The organism is Dyella sp. SG609, assembly GCF_012275375.1.
GTDB classification, from domain to species: Bacteria; Pseudomonadota; Gammaproteobacteria; order Xanthomonadales; family Rhodanobacteraceae; genus Dyella_D; species Dyella_D marensis.
The window spans coordinates 23,012-47,131 of the sequence record NZ_JAAZQJ010000010.1 but is presented as its reverse complement, the minus strand read 5'-3'; the positions used below and the strand labels follow the sequence as shown (position 1 = coordinate 47,131).

Genomic DNA, 24,120 nt, shown 5'->3' with positions numbered 1-24,120 from the left:
GAGCCAGAGGCGAGCCCCAACGCAGGTGTCGACGAAGCGCAGGTTGGGGTTCGCCTGCGGCTCACCCCAACCTGCGCCGCATTATTTAGATGGCGCCGTCCATTGCTTCAGCCAGGCGTTGACCGTCTCGTGCCACTGCACGCTGTTCTGCGGCTTCAGCACCCAGTGGTTCTCGTCGGGGAAGTGCAGGAACTGGCTGGGAATGCCGCGGCGCTGCATCGCGGTGAACGCGCCCAGGCCCTGCGTATCCGGAATGCGGAAGTCCTTGCCGCCGTGCACCACCAGCATCGGCACGCGCCAATCCTTCACGTGGTTCAGCGGATTGAACTTCTCGTAGTTCTCCGGATGGTCGTAGGCCGTGCCGCCGTTTTCCTTCTCCTCGAACCAGAGTTCTTCGGTGGCGTAGTACATCGAGCGCGTATCGAACACGCCATCGTGGTCGACCAGGCACTTCCACGGCTCGTTCCACACGCCGGCGATCCAATACACCATGAAGCCGCCGTAGCTCGCACCCAGCGCGCAGGCACGGTTGCCATCGAGGAAGCTGTACTTCGACAGCGCGCTCTTCCAGCCGGCCTTCAGGTCGTCCAGCGGCTTGCCGCCCCAGTCACCCGAGATCGAATCGGTAAACGCCTGGCCGTAGCCGGTGGAACCGTGGAAGTTGATGGTGACCACGGCGAAACCCTGGCCCGCATAGGTCTGCGGATTCCAGCGATAGCTCCACGCGTTTTCCATGGCGCCCTGCGGGCCGCCATGGATGATGAAGGCCACCGGATACTTGCGGCCGGATTTGTAATTGGCCGGCTTCACCACATAGCCCTGCACCGGCTCGTTGTTCCAGCCCTTGAAGGTGAAGAACTCGGCATCGCCCATCTGCGCATTCTTCAGGCGCTGCTCGTTGTAGCGGGTCACCTGCTTCAGGCCCTTGCCCTGCAGGTCGGCGGTGTACAGGTCGGCCGGATGCTTCAAGTCGTCGCGCTGCAGCAGCAGCCTGGACTTGCCCAGCGAATAGCCGCCGACGGCGCCGTCGGTGACCAGGGTGCGCACCTTGCCGGTAGCCGCGTCGATGGCGAACAGCGGATGCTGGCCGTGGTCGTCGGCGCCGGCGTACAGCGTCTTGCCGTCGGCGGAAATCTTCAGCGCGCCGGCCGAGCGGTCCCAGTCGGGCGCGACTTCGCGCTTCTGGCCGCTGTCCAGGTCCAGCGCGGTGATGGCGAAGCGGTCCGCTTCGAAACCGGGTTCTTTCATGGCCAGGTAGTACAGCGTCTTGCCGTCGGGCGACGCCACCGGGAACGCATCCCAGGCCAGGTTCGCGGCGGTGAGGTTCTTCGGCGCGGCGGAGCCGTCGGCCGGCACGCTGTAGACGTCGAAGTTGGTCGACCACGGCTCGGTCTTGCCGGCGATGCGCGCATCGAAATACACGGTGCGGCCGTCGGGCGAGAAGCTGAATTCGTCGTCGCCGCCGAACGGCTTGCTGGGCACGTCGCCGTCGATGCCGCGGCTGAGCAGGCGCGGCGCCTCATCGCTGCCCAGGTCCGCGATGTACAGCTGCGCGCGGCGGCCGTCGGCCCAGGTATCCCAGTGGCGCACGAACAGCTTGTCGTACACCGTGCCGGTGGACTTGTCGGCTTCGCGGCCGTCGAGCCGCTCCTTGGTGCAGGCCAGGTCGTTGCAGTCGGTGAAGACGTCGAAGCTCATCAGCGCCTGCTTGCCGTCGGGCGACAGCACGAAGGCATTGACGTCGACCGGCGTGTGCGTCACCTGCGCCGGCGCCGAAGCGGTCTTGCCGAACAGCCCCGCCTTCGATTCGCTGGAACCCCAGCGCCACAGCTGCGACACGCCGTCCTTCGCCGCCAGGTAATAGAACGACGCGCCATCCGGCGCCCAGCGCGGCGAGGAACCCTTGTCCACCAGCTTGCGCGGCTTGCCGCCCTGCTGCAGGTCCAGCAGGTAGATGGCGGTGACGCCCTTGTTCGCGGCGTAGTCGGTGCTGCGCACGGTGTACAGCGCGTAGCGGCCGTCCGGCGACAGCTGCGGATCGCCGACGCGGTCCATCATCACCAGGTCGCGGATATTGAACGGATGCGGCGAGTGGTTCTCGACTTCGGCCGCGACGGCGGAGGACGCCGCCAGCGACAAGGCCAGCGCGGCAAACAGGGGCTTCATGGGCAGGATTCCCTCGGTGGAACGAAGCGCAGACGGTACAGAGGCCCCGCCACGCGACGCAAGGAATAACGCAGCACGACGGGTACTTGCAGCGGGCACCGGGCGGCCCGCGCTCGCTATACTCGGCGTTTTTGCAGTCCGGCACGCCCATGGCATCCACCCATCCCGCCCTTGCGGCCATGCTCGATCGCGACGAGCTGTTCGGCCATCCCAAGGGCCTGTACGTCTGCTTCTTCACCGAGATGTGGGAGCGTTTTTCGTTCTACGGAATGAAGGCGCTGCTGGCGCTGTACCTGATCAAGCACCACGGCTTTACCGACGCGGAAAGCCTGTCGGTGCTCGGCGCCTACGGCGGCCTGGTCTACGCCACGCCGGTGCTGGGCGGCATCCTGGCCGACCGCTACCTGGGCATGCGCAAGGCGGTGCTGCTCGGCGGCGTGCTGCTGTGCCTGGGGCATCTGGGCATGGCGGTGGAAGGACATGCGGCCACGGTGGGGCCGGATGGCGTGGTGCATCGCGACCTGTTCGCGCTGAGCGTGTTCTATCTGTCGCTCGCGCTGATCATCAGCGGCGTGGGTTTTCTCAAGCCGAATATTTCCACCGTGGTGGGCAAGCTGTATGCGGACGGCGATCCGCGGCTGGATTCGGGTTTCACGCTGTTCTATGCCGGCATCAATGTGGGCGCGCTGTTCTCGGCGCTGATCTGCGGCTATCTGGGCGAGCGCTATGGCTGGAGCTATGGCTTCGGCGCGGCGGGCATCGGCATGCTGGCGGGCCTGGCAGTGTTCCTCACCGGCCAGAAATACCTGCAGGGCCATGCGGAGCCGCCGGATCCGGCAGCGCTGCGGCGCCGGCTGTTCGGCCCGCTGACGGTGGAATGGGCGATCTATCTGTGCGCGGCGCTCGCCTTGCCGGCGCTGTGGGCGCTGATGCAACTGGGCAACGCCGTGCTGTGGCTGCAGGTGGCCACGATGGTGGCGTGGCTGGGCTGGCTGGCCTGGTACGTCACCGCGCGCTGCACCAGGGTGCAGCGCCAGCACATGCTGGCCTGCGTGTTCTTCGTGGCGGTGTGCCTGCTGTTCTTCACCCTGTACGAGCAGACCTACGGCTCCTGGGTGCTGTTCAACGACCGCATGCTGACCAAGGACCTGTTCCCCGCCCTGGTGATCCGCGAAGGCCACCCGGTGCCGTGGTCCACCCTGCCCCTGGTGCTCAGCCCCTTCCTGGTGGCGCTCGCGCTGCGCCTGCGCGGCGGCCGCCTGCCCGGCCTGCTACTCGGCGGCCTCACCCTGATGGGCGTGGTCTTTATCGTGCGCGACTGCATCGTGCTGCCGCAGACGGCCAGCTCGCTCACCTACCTGGGCCCGCTCTTTATCGTGCTGCTGGCGCCGATTGCCGCGTGGCTGTGGCCGTTCCTGGAACGCCATGGACTCAATCCGTCGAAGCCCGCCAAGAGCGCGATCGGCCTGGCCTTCGCCGGCCTTGCCTTTATCCCCTTGCTGATGGGCAACCCGGACCCGGCTTCCGGCGCGCTCGGCAGCGTGTGGTGGATCGCGCTGGCCTATCTGCTGATCGAGATGGGCGAAGTAGCCCTTGCCCCGATCGGCCTCTCGGCCGTCACTGAGCTGTCCGTGCCGCAGGTAGCCGGCCTGATGATGGGCGCGTGGTGGCTGGGCACCTCGTTCTCCGAACAGCTGGCCTCGATCCTGGGCAAGCTCGCCGCACTGGACGTGCCGGCGGACGGGCAGATCGACATGGCGGTGGCGGCGGCGAAGTATGGGTCGCTGTTCCAGCAGATGGTGTGGCTGGGGCTGGGGGCTGCCGTGGTTGCGCTGGTTGTGACGCCGGTGGTCAAGCGGTGGATGCTGGGGGTGAGGTGATTTGCGTTTTGGGGGCTGAGCGCTGAGGATCGTGGGTTCTCAGGGTGTGGACAGGGGCGGCACAGGCATGAAGGCAGCGATGGGCATGACCCAGGCATCCTCGCGCGCATGGATTCTTCTGCTGGCCGGCATCGGGCTGCTTGCCTTTGTGTTGCGCTGGTATTACGTGACGCACGCCATGGTCAACACGCCCATACGCAGCGATGCACTCGAGTACTACTACTACGCCTGGAACCTGCTGCACCACGGCGTATTCTCAATGGCCAAAACCGATGCCCCGCAGGTGATGAGCGACGGCTTTCGCGATCCGGGCTATCCGGTGTTCCTGGCTTCATGGATTGCTGCGTTTGGCGAGTTTCCCCGCTGGTATTTGAACCTGCTGGTCGGACAAGCGCTGCTTGGCGCGCTTACGGTGATGATGCTAATGAGCGCTGCGCGCACGTGGCTGTCGACGCGCTGGCTTGCCGGCGCTGGCGTGCTCATGGCGATCTGGCCGCACAGCATCACCATCACTGGCTTCGCCCTCACCGAAACGCTGTTCGGCTTTCTGATCGCGGCCGCGTTATGCGTGCTCAGCGTGGCCTTGCGCCGCGGCAGCGGATGGCTGATGGCCCTCACTGGCCTGCTGTTCGGCATGGCTGCACTCACCAATGCGATGGCGATTCCACTTGCGCCGTGTCTGGCACTGCTGCTCTGGATGATGAACCGCGCGCCGAGGCGACTGCTGGCAACCTTGGCTCTATCAGCGTTGCTGCTGCCGCTTTGCTGGGGACTCCGCAACGTGCAAGTGGGAGGAGCGTCCTCCGGTAGCCGTGCTGCGATGAATCTGGTGCAAGGCTCCTGGCCGGACTATCACGACAACTTCTATCGCTATGCGGTGGATCACGATGCAGAAGCTACCAAAAAGCTTGGACTGATGGGTTCCGAGATCCGGCTTGTCCAGGAACATCCCGGACAGGGCCTCAGCTCGATGGCCCAACGGATGTCCGCAGCGCCGGGCCATTACATCGCCTGGTATCTGAGCAAGCCGGCGTTGCTGTGGGGCTGGAGCATCCGTGTCGGCGCTGGCGATATCTATGTCTATCCCACGACTTATTCGCCGTTCTACGACAAGCTGCCGCTGCGCGTGATCGTATCGGTATGCTATGCGCTCAATCCGGTGCTGATGCTGTTCATGCTGATCGGCTGTATCGCGGCTTGGCTGCACCGGAGGCAGGCGGACCCGATACTGATCGTCATCATGGCCATGGCAGCGTTCGTCACCCTGGTCTATTCGATCCTGCAGGCAGAGCCGCGCTATTCGATCCCGTTCCGTGGCATCGAACTACTCTTGGCCGCCTATGGCGCCTCGCAATTGGTCCGCCTGGCGATCGCCCGGCGGACGGCCGTCCAAACTGGCCCGACGTGACGGCAATCACAGCTCCAGCTGACATAGACGTAGCGCGTTAAGATTGGTACGGGACGTGCTACCCCCGGAGTGTATCCACAGGGGGATTTACCATGTCTCGCACGACAGCCCAGGGCTTTACCCTGATCGAACTGATGATCGTGGTCGCGATCATCGCCATCCTGGCGGCGATCGCCATTCCGGCCTACCAGGATTACGCCATCCGCGCCCAGGTGGCTGAAGGCATAAACCTTTCGGCCGGTGCCAAGTCGGCCATTTGGGATTACGTCTCTAATACGGGGCAGTTTCCGCCGAGCAATGCCTCCGCAGGCCTAGCGCAAGCTACGCAGATTACGGGTAGGTACGTATCGAGCGTTGACGCTACCGGCGGCGCGATCCACGTTGCTTACAACGGCCCGAGCTCGAATGCCGCTATCCGCACCCAGCAGCTGGTGCTTTCGCCGATCACTCATGCAGGCAGCATCACGTGGACCTGCAGCCAGAGCACGCTCGACCGCCGTTACCTGCCCTCTCTGTGCCGTTGATCACACAGTGACTGGGGCGGCCGGCGACAACGACAAAAATTGTCACTTTCCGCCCCATTTCGGCTGGTAATCCGCAGGTTATCGAGATCACGTTTTCAGGCATTCGGATCGTCCAAGAACCTTCGCTTGTGACTATTCGTGATGCCTTGCACAATCCCTGACCCTGGCTGTATGCGGCAATACCGCCGCGGTAAAAATGGCATGCAAGCTGCATCCATCTACCGCGAGCTTCCTGGTCGTTCCTGACCGCAAGTTATGGGGACCAATCCCGCCTAGGGGGATTCGGGACTGGGGCTCAGGGGGCATCACTACGGTTAGCTAACCAAAACAGAGGAACCACCATGAAGAAGACTGTGCAGAAGGGCTTCACCCTGATCGAACTGATGATCGTGGTCGCGATCATCGCCATCCTGGCCGCCATCGCCATCCCGGCCTACCAGGACTACACCATCCGTTCGCAGGTTTCTGAAGGCCTGAGCCTGGCCGACGCTTCCAAGACCGCGCTGGCCGAGTACTACAGCAACTACGGCGTGTTCCCGACCACCCAGGCCTCCGCTGGTCTGCCGGTTGCCACCGCGATCTCCGGCAACTACGTGGTTTCGGTCGATGGCACCACCACCCAGGGCCAGATCCAGATCAAGTACGGCCTGAAGGCCAACAGCAAGATCAACGGCAAGATCCTGATCCTGTCGTCCGCCACCACCGCCGGCAGCACCACCTGGAAGTGCAAGGCCAACACCGTCGACACGAAGTTCGTGCCGTCCAGCTGCCGCAACTAATCGCTGCGCGCTGTTGCATGTGTTGTCGAAGGGCCGCCTCGCGCGGCCCTTCGCTTGTCTGTAAGCTGCGACGCCACCGCTGGGTGCCGTCCGCGACGAACGAATCCCTACGCCTGCCGTGAGCGCTCCCATTTCCAGCCGACACTCTCCCGCCAGGCTGCAACGCCTTTCCACGCTGCTCGCCCTCGTCGCCTTGCTCGCCGCGGCGTGGCTGGCCTATCGCCCGGGATTGAGCGGCGATTTCCTGTTCGACGATTTCGGCAACCTGCCGGATATCGGTGCCACCGGACCGATCCACCGCGCCGACACCCTCGCGCGCTATCTCACCTCCGGCACGGCTGACCCGACCGGCCGGCCGCTGACGCTGGCCTCGTTCCTGATCGATACGCGCGAATGGCCGGCACCGCCGTATCCGTTCAAGCGCACCAATGTACTGATCCATCTGCTCAACGGCCTGCTGCTGTACCTGGCGCTGGCGCGGCTCGGGCGCGAATTCAAGCTGGCCGTGACACCTGCACGCGTGGCCGCGTTGATCGGCGCCGGCGCATGGCTGCTGCATCCGCTGCTGGTGTCGACCACGCTCTATGTGGTGCAGCGCGAAGCAATGCTGCCGGCGACGTTTACGCTGCTCGGCCTGCTCGGCTGGATGCAGGCACGCAGCGCCCTGCAACAAGGGCATATCAAGCGCGGCACGCTCGGCATGCTGCTCGCGATCGGCGGCGGCACCCTGCTTGCCACGCTGGCCAAAGGCAACGGCGCTCTGCTTCCGCTGCTGGTGCTGCTGGTGGAGTGGCTGGTGCTGGCGCCTGCACAGCCGATGCCTTCGGAACCTGCGCGCCGCCGCCTCAAGCTCGGCGTCGCCGTGCTGCTCGCCCTGCCTTCAGCCGCTCTGCTGGCATGGATGATCGCGGGCATTCCCGGCTATATCCACGGCACGCCGCTGCTGCGCAGCTGGACCATGGGCCAGCGGCTGCTCTCCGAAGCCCGCGCACTCGGCGACTACCTCGGCATGCTGGTGCTGCTCAAAGACTCCACCCTGGGCCTGTTCACCGATGCCTTCGCTCCATCCACCGGCTGGCTGCAGCCGTGGACCACCCTGCCCTGCATACTGCTGATCGCGGCGCTGATCGTCTTCGCGATCGCCACACGCAGGCGCTGGCCGGCGCTCTCGCTCGCCATCCTGTTCTATTTCGCCGGCCATCTGCTCGAAAGCACCTGGCTGCCGCTGGAGCTGTACTACGAGCACCGCAACTACCTGCCCGCGCTGCTGCTGTTCTGGCCGCTGGGCGTGGCGCTCGGCATGCCGGGTCCGCTGCCATGGCTGCGCCGTTGCGCCGGCATGGCGATATTGTTTGCGCTGGCAACACTCACCTACCAGCGCGCCGGCATCTGGGGCGACGGCTATCTCCAGGCACAGATCTGGGCCGCCTTCAATCCGACGTCGGCCCGCGCCCAGGCGGCAGCTGCGCAGTACCAGATGGAGCATGACAAGCCCCACCTGGCGGCGGCGCGCCTGACCATGGCCATGGCCACGCACCCCGACGATCTGCAGATTCCGGTAAACCTGATCGGCGCGCAATGCCGCTTCGGCCCCGCCAGCCCCGCCGCGCTGGACGGTCTGCGCCGCGCGCTGTCCACCGCAAAAAATGGCGGCACGCTCGGCTTCGACTGGCTCAATACCGCCATCGACATGGCCGCCAGCCACAGCTGCGAAGGCCTGGATCTCGACGCCGCGCAAAGCTTTATCGACGCCGGCCGCCGCAACCCCAACTGGTCAGTCATCCCTGGCCGCCGCCAGGACATGCAGCACCTCCAGGGCATGCTCGAGCTGGCCCGCCAGGACCCCGACGCCGCCCTGCAAGCCTTCAACCATGCCCTGGCGGAAGAACCCGGCCCCGCCACCGCGCTCGAACAGGCCGCCACGCTCGGCGCCCACGGCTACGCCCGGCAAGGCCTGGCGCACCTGGATTATTGGCGGACGCTTCCGGCACCATCCCAGCCGTCCCGCGGCATGCCTAAACTGCATGCCTGGGTGCTGGCGCACCAGCATTACTGGGAGCACGAAATGGCGCACCTGCGGGCCACCCTCGCCGCCGACGCCGCCACGCAGGCCCGCCCGCCATCACCGTCTTCACGCGATTGAGCCATGCCCACGGATACGCGCTACAAATACCTGCTGCTGCTCGCCCTCGCCCTGCTGGCGACCGCGGCGATCTATATCCCCGGCATGACCGGCGGCTACGTGTTCGATGACTTCCCCAACATCATCGACAACACCGCCATCCACGTTACCCAGTCCAGCTATACGGCCTGGATCAATGCCGCGCTGTCCTCGCCCGCCAGCGCGCTGCACCGTCCGCTGGCCTCGCTGACCTTCGCCGCCAACTGGCTGTTCACCGGCTCCGCGCCGGGGCCGATGAAAGTCACCAACCTGATCATCCATCTGCTCAACGGCGCGCTGCTGTACGGCATGCTGGTGGAGCTGCTGCGGCTGTACGCGATCAACCGCAAGAGCCGCGGCGACGTCGACGAGCCGCGCGCGCGCTGGCTCGCCTTCGCCGTCACCCTCGCCTGGCTGCTGCTGCCGATCAATCTGCAGGCCGTGCTCTACGTGGTGCAACGCATGGAAAGCCTGTGCCAGCTGTTCGTGCTGGCCGGCCTGTGGGGCTATCTGCGCGAGCGCCGCCGCATGCTCGAAGCGGACAGCATCAAGCAGGAAACCAGCGCCTGCGTCCGCGCCGCGGCCTATCTCGCCGTGGGCACCGTGCTGGGCGTGACGGCGAAGGAATCCTCGGTCCTGCTGCCGCTGTATGCCTTCCTCGCCGACCTGATCCTGTTCGGCCTGCGCCGTGCCGACGGCAAGCCGCAGCGCAGCCTGTGGCTGCTGTACACGCTGATGCTGTTCGTGCCGGCGGTGCTGGGGCTGGTGTGGCTGATGCCGCACGTGCTGCCGGCGCAGGCCTGGGCCAACCGCACCTTCACCCTCGGCTCGCGCCTGCTGACCGAGCCGATGGTGCTGATGGAATACCTGCGCTGGACCCTGCTGCCGACGCCGGGTTCGCTCAGCCTGTATCACGACGAGATCAAGGCCTCCACCGGCCTGCTGCAGCCGCCGGCGACGCTGGCCGGCTTCGTGGTGATGTTCGCGCTGATGGCGCTGGCGGTGTGGCAGCGGCGCGAACGTCCGCTGCTGTCGCTGGGCATCGCCTGGTACTACGCCGCGCACGTGCTGACCGCCACCATCATTCCGCTGGAACTGGTCTACGAACACCGCAACTATTTCGCCGCGATCGGCACGCTGCTGGCGGTGTTCTCGCTGCTGATCGGCACCGCGCGCGAGATCGCGCTGCCGATCGTGCGCGGCGCCATCGCCGCCCTGCTCATCGTGTGGTTCGCCGGCCTCACCCTGCTGCGTGCGCAGGAGTGGTCCGATCCGCTGCACCTGGCCATGATCGAGGCCGACCGCCGCGACCAGTCGCCACGCGCCAACTACGAAGCCGCCCGCCTGCTGATCGTCGTCTCCAATTACCAGGCCTCGCCCGCGCTGGACAAAGCCTGGCATTACCTGCGCCGCTCCGCCGCAATCCCGGGTTCGTCCACCCTGTCCGAACAGGCCATGCTGATGGTGGCCGACCACGATGCGCAGGGCGACGACGCGGCGATCTGGCAATCCATGCTGGCCAAGCTGCGCGTGCAACCAATCAGCGAGGAAGATATCTCCGGCCTGATCTCGCTCACGCGCTGCCGCGTGCAGACCTCCTGCATGTTCGATCCCGCCAACCTGCAGCAGGCCTTCCTCGCCGCGCTGTCGCAGCCCGCACCGACGGGACGCCTGCTCGCTGCCTATGCAATGTTCGCGCGCGAACTGCTCAACGACATCCCGCTGACCGAGGAATACCTGCGGCGCGCGGTCGAGAAGTCGCCGGGCGAAGCAGCGTATCGCCTGGATATCGCGCGCATCTACGCCTCGCAGGGCAAGCTGGAACTGGTGGTGCAGCAGATCGACGCGCTGCGCCGGCTGAACAAGTACGGCCAGCTCGATGCGCAGATCGCCGCGCTGGAGCAGCTCGCCGAGCGCGGACCGAAGACGCCGTGAGGCTTCGCTTGCCCGCGCCGCGATCATGAAGCCGCTGTCCGGCCTGATCGCGCGATGGCGGCACAGCGTGCTGGCGCGCAATGCCAGCCTGGCGGTCGCCTGGCAAGGACTGCGCGTCGCAGGGCAGGCCTTGTGGATGATCGTGCTGGCGCGCCAGGTCGGTCCGTCCAGCTATGGCCTGTTCGCCGGCATGGCGGGCCTTGCCACGGCGGTGGGCACGCTCACCGGCTTCGGCTTCGGGGTGCTGATGCTGCAGGACACCTCGCGCGCCCCGGAACGCTTCGCCGCCACCTGGAAGAATGCACTGGGCATGGCCCTGCTTACCGGCGCGGGACTGCTGCTGGTGTTTATCGGCGCAGCGTTCGCGCTGTTCCATCGCGAAGGCACGCTGGCGATGTATGTCGCCATCGGCATTCCGGAACTGCTGTGCGTGCCGCTCACCATCGTCTCCAGCTATGCGTTCCAGGCGCACGAGCGCATGGGCTGGGCCGGCGCGCTGTTCTCGCTGGTGCCGCTGGGCAATCTCGCCGCGGTGTCGGCGTTTTCGTGCATGCCGGGCGCGGCGAGCATCGGCACCTATCTGCCCTTCCATGCGGCCTCGTCGATCCTCGCCGCGCTCACCGCCGTGATGCTGGTGCGGCGCAAGCTCGCGCCGGCACCGGCGCGCTTCGCGCTGCAGCCGCGCGATGTGCGCGAAGGCGCCGCGTTCTCGCTGATGCGGCTGGCCGATACCGGCATGACCTCGCTGGACAAGACCCTGGTGCTGCAGCTGGCCGGCAGCGAGATCGCCGGCATCTACGGCTCCGCTTATCGATTGGTCGCGGTGCTGGCCATGCCCGCCACCGCGGTGGGCGCCGCCGCCCTGCCCCGCCTGTTCCGCGCGGATCTCGAACAATCCGGCTCGAACCCGCACCTGCTGCGCACGTTGATCGGCGTGAACGTGGCCTGGGGTGTGCTCGCGGCGTTCGGCGCCTTCGCCGCCGGCTATCTGCTGCCGCTGCTGCTCGGGCCGGGTTTTGCCGGCGCCACGCGGCTGGCCTGGTGGCTCGCGCCATGGCCGCTGCTGTACGGCTTGTACACGCTGGGCTGCAACGTCCTGCTCACCAGCCAGCGCCGCCATCTGCGCACCGGCGTGCAGGCGCTGGGCATGGGCGTGATGGCGGTCGCGGCGGTGCTCACCATGCCGCGCTTCGGCCTGGCCGGACCGGCCGCGATGCTGCTGTCCACGCAGGCGCTGCTGGTGCTGCTGGTGTGGGGCCTGATCTGGCGGCAGCGCCGCCGCGGTGTCAGTCCGGCTTAGCGTCGAAGCGCACTACGCGCACGCCGAAACCTTCGAACAGTTCCGCCAGCGTCGACGGACGTCCATCGATGGTGATCGGCACGGCGTCCGCCGCCGTGGCGTGGCAGGCGATGTCCGGATACGCCACCACGATATTCGCCAAGGCCGACGTGAAGTAGCTGACCACCTGGTTCACGCCCAGCTTCGCCACCACTTCTTCCGCCGGCAATGCCGCAAGCGCCTCGTCGAGCATCCGCCACCGCGGCGGTGGCGTCACCGCTTTCTGCGTGTAGTGCGGCTTGTAGATCACCTTGCCGCCGAGACGCTCCACGTAGGCAAACGTTCGCGCGCGCAGGAACGCTGCCTTGTCATTGCCCACCACCTGCTCGATGGGCTGATCGAGAAACAGCACGCCGCCTTCGGCCGGCCGATCGGGCGCGGCTGCCGCGGCCAGCCGCAAGCGCTTCACCAGCGGAAACCGCGCGGCGCGCGCGATCATGTCCGGATGCGTGAAGTACCCGCCGGCGACCGGCAATGCATCTACGCCGCTCAGATGCCCCTGGTAGACCGTATACGGCATGCCCGCCAGCGCGGCCTTGGCCTTCTGCCGCAGCCGCCACTTCCACGACGCCAGCGGGCTGCGCGCGTCGTAGTAGTTGAGAATGCCGTCCTGGTAGATGTAGCGGCGCCCCGCCTGCGGATGGAACAGCGCGTAGTTCGCCAGCGGATTGAACGGATGCGGCGCATACAGCGCCACGTCGTCGTACTCGCGCAGGATGCGGTCGATCTCGCGCCCGGCGCGCCGATAGCGCAGTACCCGCGGGCCGCGCGGCGCATCGCAGCCGCCCAGATACGAAACCTTCGGCCCCAGCGCCTGCAGCACGTCCGCGCGCAGATCGGGATGGAACAGATGCAGCTCGCCCTGCGCCTCGCCCGCCAGTTCCAGCATCGGCAGCAGGTGGAACGGCGTGAAGCCGATCAGGATGGAAGCGATGCGCGCCACGTCAGCGTTCGATGCTGTCCCAGCCGACGGGGCTGTTGGCGTGCACCGCCTTGAGCACCGTCTTGCCGATCACCTCGTCCAGGAATTTCGGCGCCAGGCCGTAGCCCGGCCGCACCGAACGCACCGCATCGGCGCCGATCACGTCGCCGGGCTGCAGGTCCTTGACGAAGTACAGCGAGCGGCGGAATTTCAGATTGCCGCGCTCGCTGGACTTGCGGCCGTAGTCCACCCGGCCCAGCGCTTCCCACGCCACCTTGGTGTCGCGGCACAGCGCGCGCAGTTCTTCCGGCTCCAGCGAGAACGCATCGTCCGGGCCGCCACCGCTGCGGTCCAGGGTGAAGTGCTTTTCGAGCAGCACGGCGCCCATCGCGATGCTGGCGATCGCCGTGGCGTTGCCCAGCGTGTGGTCGGACAGTCCGGTGAGCACGCCGTAGCGCCCGGCCATGTCGCCGATGGTGCGCAGGTTGTAGTCGCCGGCCGGCGCCGGATAGCCGCTGACGCAATGCAGGATGCACAGCTCCTTGCAGCCGCCCGAGCGCGCGGCGTCGATCGCTTCCTGGATCTCGTCCTGGTCGGCCAGGCCGGTGGAAATGATCATCGGCTTGCCGGTGCGCGCCACATAGCGGATCAGCGGCAGGTCGACCGCTTCGAACGAAGCGATCTTGTAGGCCGGCGCGCCCAGCGATTCGAGCAGGTCCACCGCGGTGGCATCGAACGGCGAACTGAAGATGGTGATGCCCACCTCGCGGGCGCGCGCGAACAGCGCCTCGTGCCAGGCCCAGGGCGTATGCGCTTCCTGGTAGAGATCGTGCAGCGTGCGGCCGGCCCAGGGGCCGTCCTTGATCTGGAAATCCTCGGCATCGCTATCGAGCGTGATGGTGTCGGCCGTGTAGGTCTGCAGCTTGATCGCATCGGCGCCGCAGGCCTTGGCCTCTTCCACCAGGCGCAGCGCGGTATCGAGCCTGCCATTGTGATTGGCCGACAGTTCGGCGATCACATACGGCGGCTGGTCGGCGCCGATGCGGCGCCCGGCAATGGTGATATGCATCTGACTCATCCTTACCTCGATACCGGAGCCCGTTCGCGCCATTGGCGGGCGGTCAGGCCAAAACCGACGCTGTCCACGGGATGGCCCGGTTCCGGCAGGGCCTCGCCGGTGAAGCCCAGCGCGCGGTGCATGGCCTGCGAGCGTTCATTGGACAGCAGCGCCTGGCCACGGACCTTGCGCAGGCCAAGGGTACCAAACGCGTGATCGAGCGCCGCGGCGCCCAGCCGGCGGCCGGTGCCGGGCGGCGCGCCCGGCACCGCATAGAAACCCCAGTCGGCGACATCGTCGGTGGCGGCTTCGGTGAAATGCACGAAGCCCAGCGGCTGGCCGGCCTGCTCGACGATCAGCAGATGGCGGCGCGGATCGGCCGCGCTGCGTTCGTACCAGGCGCGGTGTTCGGCGATGCCGATCTCGTGCGTGGTGTACATGTGCCGGCGCACGTCGGGGTGGTTGCGCCAGGACAGTACGGCGTCGAGGTCGTCGGGGCGCATCGGCCTGACGGTGGCTTCGTGCGAGGAGGATGGGCGCAATGCCAGGTCCTCGATGCAGATGCGTACGCGCTGCAGGCCAAGGCCGTCGCATATGTCAGCGGCCGCAGCCGACATCGCGCGCCAGGCATCCGGCGCCAGCAAATCCTGCATGGCGGCGGGGATGGCGTCCGGCAGGTTCTCCGGGCCGCCCAGCAGCATCGCTGCACCCTGCCGCACCAGCGCCTGCGCACCGGGACGCTGGTTGTCGGCCAGGATCACCAGCAGCGACGGCAAGCCGAGGCAGCAGCGTTCCAGGGCGGAAACGCCGGCAGCGCCGATGGCGAGATCGCAATCCGCCAGCAGGGCAGCCATATCGCCGACGTCTTCGAGAACTTCGCACGGCCATGGGCTGCGCGCCGCCAGCTCCCTCACGCGTTCCTTCGACGCGGCCTGCGCACCGAGCACCACGGTGATCCGGCATGCCGCCGGCAGCAGAGACCGGCTCAAGCCTTCCAACGCAAGCGACGTGGCATCGGCCGGATCGCCCCCGCCCATGCTGATCACGATCCTGTGCAGCGGCGCCTGCGCGCGTCGCGCCAGGCTTGCTTCGCGCCGCTGGCGGAACTCCGGACGCAGCATCGCGTAGCGCGGGCCGGCAAGCACCCGGCAATCGGTGGATACCAAGCCGGCATAGCGTTCCGCGCGGCGGCCGGCGTTCTGGTCGATCAGCATCTGCGCCAGATGCGGCCGGTCGGCGAGATCGTCGATCGCCACAAGCTTCCCGGCGTGGGGCTGCAAGGCCTGTTCCCACCGGGCATCCAGTGCGTAGTGATCCACGATCAGCACGTCGACGCTGCCGCGGAGCGCCTCGATCGTCGCCTCGGCATCGCCACGCTCATCCATGGCAGCCGCTTCGCCATCGGCCGGCAGCAAGGCCAGCTCGAAACCTTCCGCAGCAATCCGCGCGCCCAGATGCCCCGGCAACTCGCGGCAAACGAACCGGCACGAAGCTCCTTCCTCGCGCAGCGCACGCGCCAGCGCCAGGCAGCGCATCACATGCCCGCTGCCCAGCTGGAACGACGCATCGGCGCGAAAGGCTGCTTTCATGCCATCGCCCGCTAGGCGGTCTTTTCGAGCAGGAACCAGGTGACGTCGTCCTGCGGGAAGCTGGGGTCGCGGCGGTAGGCGAAGCCGTAGTCGACCAGGCGCAGGTCCGCATAGCGGTCCATGATCTCGCCGCAGAACGCTTCCTGCCCGGTCTTGTAGGTCATGCCTGTTCCGCCCCGTGATTGCCTTGCGCCGCCCGCTGGGCGCGGAACATCCATTCCGCGCGGATCCAGTCTTCTTCCGTGTCGATGTCCTGCACGCGATGCCGCGGAATCGGCAGCCCCGCGCCCGACGCATAGATGCCCACGCCATCCAGCCAGGCCTGCGCGCGGCCCCAGTAGAACTGGCCCGCGTCGTGCCAGGCTTCTTCCAGGTCCTGCGAGCGCGTGCCGGCATGCTCCGGCGCGAACATCGCCACCCGCCCCTCCGCCGACAGGCGCAGGGCGCGCTGGATCGGGAACGGGAAGGTGGTGACCGGGAAAACGTAATCGCCGTCGCCCGCATCGAGCATGTGCAAGCCGCGCTCGATATCGCCCGCTTCGACGAACGGCGCGGTGGCATAGATGCAGCACACGTTGCGCGGCGCGGCGCCTGCCCGCTGCAGCTCGCCCACGGCGTGGCGGATGACCGACACCGTGTCGGCGTGATCGCCGGCCAGCTCCGCGGGACGCAGGAATGGCACCTCGGCGCCGAACGAGCGCGCCACCGCAGCGATCTCCTCGTCGTCCGTCGACACCACGACCCGCTCGAAGCACCCGCTGCGCCGCGCCGCCTCGATCGACCAGGCGATCACCGGCTTGCCGCAGAACGCACGGATGTTCTTGCGCGGAATGCGCTTGCTGCCGCCGCGCGCGGGGATCACCGCGAGATTCATACGCCCAGCGCCCGGCGCAGCGACGCGATCACTTCGTCCTGCGCCGCATCGGTAAGCATCGGATACAGCGGCAGCGTGATCGCCTCCGCGTAGTAGCGCTCCGACTCGGGGAACTCGCGCCCGGCCATGCCGTGCTCGCGGTAGTAAGGCTGCGTATGCACCGGGATGTAATGCACGTTGACGCCTATGCCATCCGCGCGCATCGCTTCGAATACTTCCAGGCGCGTGCGCTGGATGCGGTCCAGCTGCAGCCGCACGGTGTACAGGTGCAGGCCGGAATAGCCGTCCGGATGCTGCCAGGGCAAGGTCAGCGGCAGGCCGGCCAGCAGGCGGTCGTAGCGTGCGGCGAGCTCGTGCCGGCGTTCCAGGTAAGCGTCGATCCGCCCCAGCTGGCTGATGCCCAGCGCCGCCTGCAGATCGTTCATGCGGTAGTTGTAGCCCAGCTCCACCTGCTGGTAGTACCAGGGGCCGTCGGAAGCGTGGGTCATGCGCGCCGGATCGCGCGTGATGCCGTGCGCGCGGAACAGCGCCATGCGCTCGGCCAGCGCGGCATCATTGGTCATCGCCATGCCGCCTTCCACGGTGGTGATGATCTTCACCGGATGGAAACTGAAGATGGTGATGTCGCTGTAGCGGCTGTTGCCGATGCGCTCGCCCAGATAGCGCGCGCCGATGGCGTGCGAGGCGTCCTCGACGATCTTGAAGCCATAGGTCTGCGCCAGCGCATGGATGGCGCGCATATCGCAGGGCTGCCCCGAGAAATGCACCGGCACCACCACCTTGGGCAAACGCCCTTCGGCCTTGGCCTGGATCAGCTTCTGTTCGAGCTTGACCGGGCAGAGGTTGTAGGTGCGCTCGTCGATATCGACGAAGTCCACCTGGGCGCCGCAATAGAGCGCGCAGTTGGCCGAAGCGACGAAGGTGATCGGCGTGGTCCACAGCCAGTCGCCTTCGCCCAGCCCCAGCGCCAGGCAGGCCACGTGCAGGGCCGAGGTGGCGCTGTTCGCGCCCACGCCGAAGCCGGCGCCGACATAAGCTGCGACGGCGGCTTCGAACTTCGGCGTCATCGGACCCTGGGTGAGGAAGTCCGAATGCAGCACTTCGATCACCGCGTCGACGTCGTCCTGGGTCACGTCCTGCCGGCCGTAGGGAATCATGTTCAGATCCCCGCCTCGCGGTGCAGCTGCAGGATGCCGTCGTTATCGAGGAAATGCGGATTGGTGCCGGAGTTGTATTCGAAACCCTGCGGCACCGGGGTGCCCGTTTCGCCCAGCCCGTTGACGGCGAAATCGTTGGGCCGGTTGAAGAAGGTGATGGTGGGGCGGATCACGTAGTGGTCGTCGAACTCCAGCGTGAGATGCGAGTCGTCGGCCGGGCACATGATCTCGTGCAGCTTCTCGCCGGGGCGGATGCCGACGATCTTGTGCGCCATCTGCGGCGCCATCGCGCGGGCCAGGTCGACGATGCGCACCGAGGGGATCTTCGGCACGAAGATTTCGCCGCCGTGCATGCGCTCGAAATTCTTCAGCACGAAGTCCACGCCCTGCTGCAGCGAGATCCAGAAGCGCGTCATCGCCACGTCGGTCAGCGGCAGCGCATCGCAGCCTTCGGCCAGCAGCTGCTTGAAGAACGGCACCACCGAGCCGCGCGAGCCGATCACATTGCCGTAGCGCACCACCGAGAAGACGGTGCGGTGGCCGCCGGCCATATTGTTGGCGGCGACGAACAGCTTGTCGGAGGCCAGCTTGGTGGCGCCGTAGAGGTTGATCGGATTGGCCGCCTTGTCGGTGGACAGCGCGATCACCTTGGCGACCTCGTTCTCCAGCGCCGCGTGGATCACGTTCTCCGCGCCGTGGATATTGGTCTTGATGCATTCGGTGGGGTTGTACTCCGCCGCCGGCACCTGCTTGAGCGCGGCCGCGTGGATCACGTAGTCCACCCCGCGCATGGCCTGCACCAGGCGGCCGCGGTCGCGCACGTCGCCGATGAAGTAGCGCATGCAGGGCGCGTCGTACTGGCGCTGCATCTCGTACTGTTTCAGTTCGTCGCGCGAATAGATCACCACGCGCCGCGGCTGGTAGCGGCCGAGCAGGGTCTGCACGTACTGCTTGCCGAAGGAGCCGGTGCCGCCGGTGATCAGGATGGACTTGCCGTCAAACATGGGATGCAACCTCAGCGGAATTCGTGGAATGGGACGGCTCAGCGGATATGCGGAATGCCATAGCGCCCCAGCATGCTCAGTTTTCGCGGAAACAGCACGACGTCGCGCAGATAGGCCGCCAGGCTGGCCCGGCGCATGCCCTGGGCGACACGCCGGCGCTGGCGCAGCGCGCGGAAGTCGCTGGCGATATAGCGCAGGGTCGGCAGGTAGATCTCGCTCCACACGCGCGCATCGCGCTTGACCAGCGCCAGCGCCAGCCCTTCGAGCAGCAGCGCGGCGGCGTGCAGGGTCAGCAGCGGCCACACCGCGATCGTCGGCGTGCAGACCACCATTACCGCGGTCTTGTTGCGCTCGCTCAGGCGGCGGCGGCGGAAGGTGGTGTTGAGGCGGCCGGCGTCCACGCGGTTGCCGCCGAAGCTGGCGCCCTGGCGATGGATATAGCCGCTTTCCTGCGCCACCAGCACCGGCACGCCGCGCAGGCGCGCCAGGCAGCACAGGTACATGTCTTCGGCGAGGGAGCCCATCCACTCGGGGAAGCCGCCCAGTTCTTCCCACAGGCTGCGCGGCAGGAACAGGCAGGCGCCGATGGTGATCGCCACCTGGCGGCGCGCCACGTCGAGGTTCGGCACGGGGTTGTAGAACAGGTCCAGCCGGCAGCCGCGATCGACCAGTTCGCCGGAAGCCCAGTCGTACTGCGGCAGCGTCGCGATGCAGGGCGTGGCCTGCTGCGCGGCCACGCCGAGCAGGGCGCGCAGCGCGCCGGGCTGCAGCGCGGCATCGTTGTTCAGCAGCAGCACGTAGCGGCCGCGTGCGTGCGCGACCATCCGGTTGTTGCCGATGCAGAAGCCGACATTGCTGCGCGCCGCCAGCAGTTCCACCTGCGGATAGCGCTCGCGCAGCCACTCCACCGAGCCGTCGGTGGAAGCGTCGTCGTGCACCAGCACTTCGAGTGCGATCTCGGCCGCCTGGGCAAAGATCGAATCCAGGCATTCGGCCAGCAGTCCGGTGCCGTTGTAATTGGCGATACAGATGGAGCAGACCGGATCGGCCACGCGCTCCCGCGCCGGGTAAAGCTCGACGTCAGAGGCGCTGCCAGCCATTCAGCGACCCTCGCCGGGCGCTTTCAGCAGCAGCCAGCGATGCAGCGCCAGCGGCGAATAGCCACCGGCGCGCGGCCTCTGCCGGCCGGCCAGCCGGCTGGCCAGGCCCCAGCCTACGCGGCCGCCGGCGGTGGCCAGCAGCAGCGCGCTGTCGCGCGGATTGCCGCCCTTGCCCAGCACCTCGAAACCAGCCGCGCGGGCCAGGGCGATGTATTCCTCGCGCCGGAAACCGCGTCCGCCGGTGGCGGAGGCCACACGGTTGCCGGCCAGGCGGCCGATCAGCGAACGCAGTTCCTCGCCCGGGTCCACGATCAGCAGCGGCGCGCCAGGCCGCAGCATCGCCGCGATCTGCGCGAAGGCCGCGCCGACTTCGGGGCGGTCCAGATACATCAGCGAGGTGATGGCCATGGCGCCGGCCATGCTGCGCGGGCGGAACGGCAGTGCGCGCAGGTCGGCCAGCACCGCTCCACCGCCGCCTTCGGCCATGCGCTGGCAGTACCAGCCGCTGATGTCCTGGCCGACCACGAACAGATCCGGGCGGGCCGTGGCCAGCGTCTGCGACAGGCGGCCGTAGCCGCAGCCCAGGTCCAGCACGGCGCCGCCTTCGGCGCCGATCGCCGGGGCGAACATCTCGCGCACCAGCCAGGCGTGCCAGTCGTGCAGGCGGCCGTTCGCCTCGTCGGTGAAACCTTTGAACAGCACGCCGCGGCGCGTGGCGCCGAGGGCCCGCGCCCGTTCGTCCCAGGTCTGGCGGTTGTCGTTCATATGCGGAGCAAAGCCTGTCTCAATGCAGCCGGTCTCAGTGCAGCAAGGTGCGGGCGATGGCCCGCAGGTCGAAGCGGGCGGCGGCTTCGGTGCCCGGCAGGAAGCGTCCGGTCGGCGCCGCCACGGCGGCGGCCAGCGCCCGCGCGTAATCTTCGGCGGACACGGCCTGGGCGACAACACCGCAGCGCAGTTCCTCCACCAGCCGCGGCAGGTCGCCCACCGGCATCGACACCACCGGCCGGCCCAGTTTCATGGCGTCGGAAAACACCACCGGGATGCTTTCGATGCGCGAGGGGATCAGCAGCCAGTCGGCCCGTGCGATGGCGGCTTCGGCCTGGTCCTTCGAAAGAAAGGCACCGAGCAGCACCGGCCTCCCGGCGCGCTGCAAGGCCTCGACGGCCTCGCGCACGGCCGGCTCCAGCGGGCCGCCGCCCTGGATTTCCACCTGTTCGATGCGCTGCCAGTCGGCATCGCCGAGCAGGCCCAGCGCCTGCAGCAACAGGTCCACGCCCTTGTTCGGATGCCAGCGGCCCAGGAACAGCAGCCGGTATGGCGCCTGCGCCCGCGGCGGCGGCGGCTCGCCGGCCGTGCCGATGGAGCGTGTGCTGGGCAGGAAGTCGACCGGGATACCGGCGATCCTGCGGGCGTCGTCGGCCAGCACGTAGCCGTCCGCATAAGCCTTGCCGGCCTGCCGGATCACCCGCCCCAGCATGCCGCGCAGCACCGGCACGCGGCCCAGCGACCACACGTCGCTGCCCAGCAGCCACACGGTGTAGGCCAGGCCGCGGCTGGCGGCGACGCGGCGCGCCCACTCGCCGCAGGGCAGGCCCCACAGCGCCAGCACGCGCGGCTTGCCGCTGCCGACGGCCGCGCGCGCGGCGCGCATGCCGCCGCGCAGCACACGGGCCAGCCAGTACAGGTCGCCCGGGCGCCACGGCTTCAGCGTGGACAGCGGCTTCGCCGGCGCCGCGTAGCGAATCACTTCGATATTCGGCGCGTACTGCTCGCGCTCGTCGCGCGGACCCGGCGCCACCACGCGCACCGCGGCCTGCCGTGCCAGTTCCTCGACCAGGTCGGCCACGAAGGCGCCCGCCGCCTCGCTGCCGTCTCCGCGGATCGGAAACGAGCTGGTGATCACGACCATCGATTCAGCCATGCGTGGTCACCGCTGCGGCCGGCCGGCAAGCGCGGGCATGCGTCAGTCCCGCGCCTTGTAGGTCAGCGCGGTGATCTGCTCGGACACCAGCCCGATCAGGAACACGATCACCGAGGCGCTCCACAGCAGCGTGCTCATGTTGGTGAGGCGGCCTTCGTGCAGGAAAGTCCAGGCGTAGTTGATCAGCCCGAGCAGGAAGAACACCGCGCTGGCCGGCGCGAACAGCTTCAGCGGCGAGTACAGCGTGGCGATCTTGAAGATGATCAGCAGGAAGCGCACGCCGTCGCGCAGCGGCCGGATATGGCTGTGCCCGATGCGCTTGGCCGCCTTGATCGGCATGTAGGCCACCGGATAGGCGCTGCGGAAGAACGCCATGGTGCTGGTGGTCGGGTAGGAAAACCCGTTCGGCAGCAGGTGCAGGAATTCGCGGAACTGCCTGGCCTTCACCGCGCGGAAGCCGGAGGTGAGGTCCAGGATGGCGTGGCCGGTCATGCGCGTGGCCAGCCAGTTGTAGATGGTGTTGGCCACGCCGCGGCCGACGCCGGCCTGGCTTTCCCAGTCGCGCGCGCCCACCACCATGTCGTAGCCCTGCTCCAGGTGCTGCAGCAGGCGGGCGATGTCGGCCGGATCGTGCTGGCCGTCGCCGTCCATGAACACCAGGATGTCGCCGCCGGCGGCGCGCGCGCCGCGCTTGATCGCGGCGCCGTTGCCCATCGAGTACGGCGAGGACAGGCAGGTGATGGCATGGCTGGCGCACAGCTCACGGGTGTCGTCCGTGGAGCCGTCGTCGACCACGATGATTTCCGCGTCCGGCGCGGCCTCGCGCAGCCTGGGCAACAGGCCGCGCAGTGCCGCGGCCTCGTTCTTCGCAGGCAGGATGATGCTCAGTGATTTCATGCGCCCCTCTCGTAATGGCAATCATAGCCTGCCCGGGGCGGGCGGGCTGCGCGGGAATCGACGGATTCCGGCGCCTGGAGGCCCCGGCGCGGCCTCAGCCGCGCTTGCGCGCCTGGCCGCGGGTGGTGATCTCGGTGACCGCCTCGATCACCCGTTCGGCGTCCGCGTCGCTCATCGCGGGCGAAAGCGGCAGGCTCGCGGTCTGCCGGCCGATGCGCATGGCATGCGGCCACTGCTCCGGGCGCCAGCCGAAGCGGTCCTGGTAATAGGGGTGCTCGGGCACTGACAGGTAGTGCACGCCGGTGCCGATCCGCCTGGCGTTCATGGCTTCCAGGAAATCGTCGCGGCTGATGCCGCAGCGCTGCTCGTCCAGCATCACCGTGTAGAGGTGATAGCCGTGGCGGGTATTGGCTTCCGGCGCGGCCGGCAGGCCGATCGGCAAGTCCGCGAAGGCTTCGTCATAGCGGCGCCACAGCTGCTGCCGGCGCTCCCAGCTGCGCTCCACGCGGGCCAGCTGGTGGATGCCGATGGCCGCCTGCAGATCCATCATGTTGTATTTGAAGCCGCACTCCACCACCTGGTAGTGCTTGTAGCCCTTGTCGCCGAAGCGGTGCCAGGCGTCCTTGCTCATGCCGTGCAAGGCCAGCATGCGGGCGCGGGCGATCTGTTCCTCGCTGCGGCCCAGGATCATGCCGCCCTCGCCGGTCACCACGTTCTTGGTGACGTAGAAGCTGAAGCAGCCGAAGTCGCCGAAGGTGCCGGCCGGCTGGCCGTGGAACTCGGTTTCGATGGCGTGGGCGCAGTCCTCGATCACCATCAGCCCGTGCTTCCGCGCGATGGCCATGATGCGGTCCATCGCGCAGGGGCGGCCGGCGAAGTGCACCGGCAGGATGGCCCGGGTGCGCGGCGTGATGGCCGCTTCGATGGCATCCGGGTCCAGGTTCTGGGTGACCGGGTCCACGTCGGCCAGCACCGGGGTCAGGCCGGCGTGCAGGATCGCATTGACCGTGGCGCAGAAAGTCAGCGGCGTGGTGATCACCTCGCTGCCCGGCTCCAGCCCCGCGGCGACCATGCTCACGTGGATGGCCGCCGTGCAGGAATTGACCGCGGCCACCTGCGAGGGGCGCACCCCGCGCCACTGCGCGAAATCCTGCTCGAAACGCGCCACCCGCGGCCCCGTGCCCAGCCAGCCCGAGCGCAGGCAGGCCTCGACTTCCGCAATTTCTTCCTCGCCGATCTGGGGTGCTCCGAAGATCAGGAACGGCTGCATGGGTTCGGCGTTGGACACGATGGCGACCACTGGGGAAAGGCCGCTTTTGTATACGAACTTTCACGGCGGCGTCCATGGCGGCGTCACAACCCTGACGGACGCCACGCTTATGGGAATCCAATGTGCTGGATTTCACG

At 67.5% G+C, this 24,120-nt stretch carries 20 protein-coding genes; 7 read left to right on the top strand and 13 right to left on the bottom strand.

Going from position 1 to position 24,120, the window contains the following annotated elements:
* Window positions 1–81: 81 nt before the first annotated feature.
* Window positions 82–2,166 (bottom strand): S9 family peptidase, encoded by a 2,085-nt coding sequence (locus FHW85_RS16935; RefSeq protein WP_168649031.1) that lies wholly within the window; start codon window positions 2,164–2,166, stop codon window positions 82–84.
* A 149-nt stretch (window positions 2,167–2,315) separates the two neighbouring features.
* Between FHW85_RS16935 and FHW85_RS16930 the strand changes: the two genes are divergently transcribed.
* The 7 genes from FHW85_RS16930 (at window position 2,316) to FHW85_RS16900 (ending at window position 12,153) form a co-directional block, all read left to right on the top strand.
* Window positions 2,316–4,046: an oligopeptide:H+ symporter gene (locus tag FHW85_RS16930; protein WP_168649030.1), complete on the top strand. Its 1,731-nt coding sequence runs from the start codon at window positions 2,316–2,318 to the stop codon at window positions 4,044–4,046.
* Window positions 4,047–4,131: 85 nt separating this feature from the next.
* Window positions 4,132–5,454 (top strand): hypothetical protein, encoded by a 1,323-nt coding sequence (locus tag FHW85_RS16925; protein WP_168649029.1) that lies wholly within the window; start codon window positions 4,132–4,134, stop codon window positions 5,452–5,454.
* 92 nt (window positions 5,455–5,546) lie between these two features.
* On the top strand, window positions 5,547–5,978 hold the full coding sequence (locus FHW85_RS16920; RefSeq protein ID WP_168649028.1) for a pilin: 432 nt from the start codon (window positions 5,547–5,549) through the stop codon (window positions 5,976–5,978).
* 341 nt (window positions 5,979–6,319) lie between these two features.
* Window positions 6,320–6,757: a pilin gene (locus FHW85_RS16915; RefSeq protein WP_168649027.1), complete on the top strand. Its 438-nt coding sequence runs from the start codon at window positions 6,320–6,322 to the stop codon at window positions 6,755–6,757.
* Window positions 6,758–6,875: 118 nt separating this feature from the next.
* Window positions 6,876–8,900 (top strand): tetratricopeptide repeat protein, encoded by a 2,025-nt coding sequence (locus tag FHW85_RS16910; protein WP_343203711.1) that lies wholly within the window; start codon window positions 6,876–6,878, stop codon window positions 8,898–8,900.
* A gap of 3 nt (window positions 8,901–8,903) precedes the next feature.
* On the top strand, window positions 8,904–10,853 hold the full coding sequence (locus FHW85_RS16905; protein WP_168649026.1) for a hypothetical protein: 1,950 nt from the start codon (window positions 8,904–8,906) through the stop codon (window positions 10,851–10,853).
* A 25-nt stretch (window positions 10,854–10,878) separates the two neighbouring features.
* Window positions 10,879–12,153, top strand: coding sequence for a lipopolysaccharide biosynthesis protein (locus FHW85_RS16900; RefSeq protein WP_168649025.1), 1,275 nt, complete (start codon window positions 10,879–10,881; stop codon window positions 12,151–12,153).
* Here the strand turns inward: FHW85_RS16900 and FHW85_RS16895 are convergent.
* From FHW85_RS16895 to FHW85_RS16840, 12 genes are all read right to left on the bottom strand, one after another.
* The gene (locus tag FHW85_RS16895) at window positions 12,140–13,135 is read right to left on the bottom strand and encodes a hypothetical protein (protein WP_168649024.1); all 996 of its coding nucleotides are present in this window, start codon (window positions 13,133–13,135) and stop codon (window positions 12,140–12,142) included. The two genes, FHW85_RS16900 and FHW85_RS16895, sit on opposite strands and share 14 nt — an antisense overlap.
* A 1-nt stretch (window position 13,136) precedes the next feature.
* On the bottom strand, window positions 13,137–14,183 hold the full coding sequence (gene pseI / locus FHW85_RS16890) for a pseudaminic acid synthase (protein ID WP_208399563.1): 1,047 nt from the start codon (window positions 14,181–14,183) through the stop codon (window positions 13,137–13,139).
* Window positions 14,184–14,194: 11 nt separating this feature from the next.
* The gene (gene pseG, locus FHW85_RS16885; RefSeq protein ID WP_168649023.1) at window positions 14,195–15,760 is read right to left on the bottom strand and encodes a UDP-2,4-diacetamido-2,4,6-trideoxy-beta-L-altropyranose hydrolase; all 1,566 of its coding nucleotides are present in this window, start codon (window positions 15,758–15,760) and stop codon (window positions 14,195–14,197) included.
* 11 nt (window positions 15,761–15,771) lie between these two features.
* On the bottom strand, window positions 15,772–15,924 hold the full coding sequence (locus FHW85_RS16880) for a hypothetical protein (protein WP_210427836.1): 153 nt from the start codon (window positions 15,922–15,924) through the stop codon (window positions 15,772–15,774).
* The gene (gene pseF, locus FHW85_RS16875) at window positions 15,921–16,634 is read right to left on the bottom strand and encodes a pseudaminic acid cytidylyltransferase (RefSeq protein ID WP_168649022.1); all 714 of its coding nucleotides are present in this window, start codon (window positions 16,632–16,634) and stop codon (window positions 15,921–15,923) included. The genes FHW85_RS16880 and pseF overlap by 4 nt, the downstream gene beginning before the upstream one ends.
* Entirely contained in the window at window positions 16,631–17,791 is a 1,161-nt protein-coding gene (pseC, locus tag FHW85_RS16870) for a UDP-4-amino-4,6-dideoxy-N-acetyl-beta-L-altrosamine transaminase (RefSeq protein WP_168649021.1), read from the bottom strand. Before pseC ends, pseF begins: the two co-directional genes overlap by 4 nt.
* Before the next feature lie 2 nt (window positions 17,792–17,793).
* The gene (gene pseB / locus FHW85_RS16865; protein ID WP_168649020.1) at window positions 17,794–18,795 is read right to left on the bottom strand and encodes a UDP-N-acetylglucosamine 4,6-dehydratase (inverting); all 1,002 of its coding nucleotides are present in this window, start codon (window positions 18,793–18,795) and stop codon (window positions 17,794–17,796) included.
* Window positions 18,796–18,833: 38 nt separating this feature from the next.
* Complete coding sequence (locus tag FHW85_RS16860) at window positions 18,834–19,895, bottom strand: glycosyltransferase (RefSeq protein ID WP_167252246.1); 1,062 nt, start codon at window positions 19,893–19,895, stop codon at window positions 18,834–18,836.
* Window positions 19,896–20,660, bottom strand: a complete 765-nt coding sequence (locus tag FHW85_RS16855; RefSeq protein ID WP_168649019.1) for a class I SAM-dependent methyltransferase — start codon at window positions 20,658–20,660, stop codon at window positions 19,896–19,898.
* 34 nt (window positions 20,661–20,694) lie between these two features.
* Window positions 20,695–21,816: a glycosyltransferase gene (locus tag FHW85_RS16850; protein WP_167252248.1), complete on the bottom strand. Its 1,122-nt coding sequence runs from the start codon at window positions 21,814–21,816 to the stop codon at window positions 20,695–20,697.
* 42 nt (window positions 21,817–21,858) lie between these two features.
* A complete protein-coding gene (locus FHW85_RS16845; protein WP_167252249.1) occupies window positions 21,859–22,713 on the bottom strand; it encodes a glycosyltransferase family 2 protein in 855 nt (284 codons plus the stop codon).
* A 94-nt stretch (window positions 22,714–22,807) separates the two neighbouring features.
* Entirely contained in the window at window positions 22,808–24,001 is a 1,194-nt protein-coding gene (locus FHW85_RS16840) for a DegT/DnrJ/EryC1/StrS family aminotransferase (RefSeq protein WP_343203546.1), read from the bottom strand.
* Between the last annotated feature and the right edge of the window lie 119 nt (window positions 24,002–24,120).

What these genes read in the sequence shown, in the direction of transcription:
- pseI (WP_208399563.1), bottom strand. Translation starts at nt 14,183, where the DNA reads ATGCATATCACCATTGCCGGGCGCCGCATCGGCGCCGACCAGCCGCCG.
- FHW85_RS16900 (WP_168649025.1), top strand. Translation starts at nt 10,879, where the DNA reads ATGAAGCCGCTGTCCGGCCTGATCGCGCGATGGCGGCACAGCGTGCTG.
- FHW85_RS16845 (WP_167252249.1), bottom strand. Translation starts at nt 22,713, where the DNA reads ATGAAATCACTGAGCATCATCCTGCCTGCGAAGAACGAGGCCGCGGCA.
- pseB (WP_168649020.1), bottom strand. Translation starts at nt 18,795, where the DNA reads ATGTTTGACGGCAAGTCCATCCTGATCACCGGCGGCACCGGCTCCTTC.
- FHW85_RS16855 (WP_168649019.1), bottom strand. Translation starts at nt 20,660, where the DNA reads ATGAACGACAACCGCCAGACCTGGGACGAACGGGCGCGGGCCCTCGGC.
- FHW85_RS16925 (WP_168649029.1), top strand. Translation starts at nt 4,132, where the DNA reads ATGACCCAGGCATCCTCGCGCGCATGGATTCTTCTGCTGGCCGGCATC.
- FHW85_RS16915 (WP_168649027.1), top strand. Translation starts at nt 6,320, where the DNA reads ATGAAGAAGACTGTGCAGAAGGGCTTCACCCTGATCGAACTGATGATC.
- pseF (WP_168649022.1), bottom strand. Translation starts at nt 16,634, where the DNA reads ATGAATCTCGCGGTGATCCCCGCGCGCGGCGGCAGCAAGCGCATTCCG.
- FHW85_RS16850 (WP_167252248.1), bottom strand. Translation starts at nt 21,816, where the DNA reads ATGGCTGAATCGATGGTCGTGATCACCAGCTCGTTTCCGATCCGCGGA.
- FHW85_RS16920 (WP_168649028.1), top strand. Translation starts at nt 5,547, where the DNA reads ATGTCTCGCACGACAGCCCAGGGCTTTACCCTGATCGAACTGATGATC.
- FHW85_RS16860 (WP_167252246.1), bottom strand. Translation starts at nt 19,895, where the DNA reads ATGGCTGGCAGCGCCTCTGACGTCGAGCTTTACCCGGCGCGGGAGCGC.
- FHW85_RS16930 (WP_168649030.1), top strand. Translation starts at nt 2,316, where the DNA reads ATGGCATCCACCCATCCCGCCCTTGCGGCCATGCTCGATCGCGACGAG.
- FHW85_RS16905 (WP_168649026.1), top strand. Translation starts at nt 8,904, where the DNA reads ATGCCCACGGATACGCGCTACAAATACCTGCTGCTGCTCGCCCTCGCC.
- FHW85_RS16935 (WP_168649031.1), bottom strand. Translation starts at nt 2,166, where the DNA reads ATGAAGCCCCTGTTTGCCGCGCTGGCCTTGTCGCTGGCGGCGTCCTCC.
- FHW85_RS16880 (WP_210427836.1), bottom strand. Translation starts at nt 15,924, where the DNA reads ATGACCTACAAGACCGGGCAGGAAGCGTTCTGCGGCGAGATCATGGAC.
- pseC (WP_168649021.1), bottom strand. Translation starts at nt 17,791, where the DNA reads ATGATTCCCTACGGCCGGCAGGACGTGACCCAGGACGACGTCGACGCG.
- pseG (WP_168649023.1), bottom strand. Translation starts at nt 15,760, where the DNA reads ATGAAAGCAGCCTTTCGCGCCGATGCGTCGTTCCAGCTGGGCAGCGGG.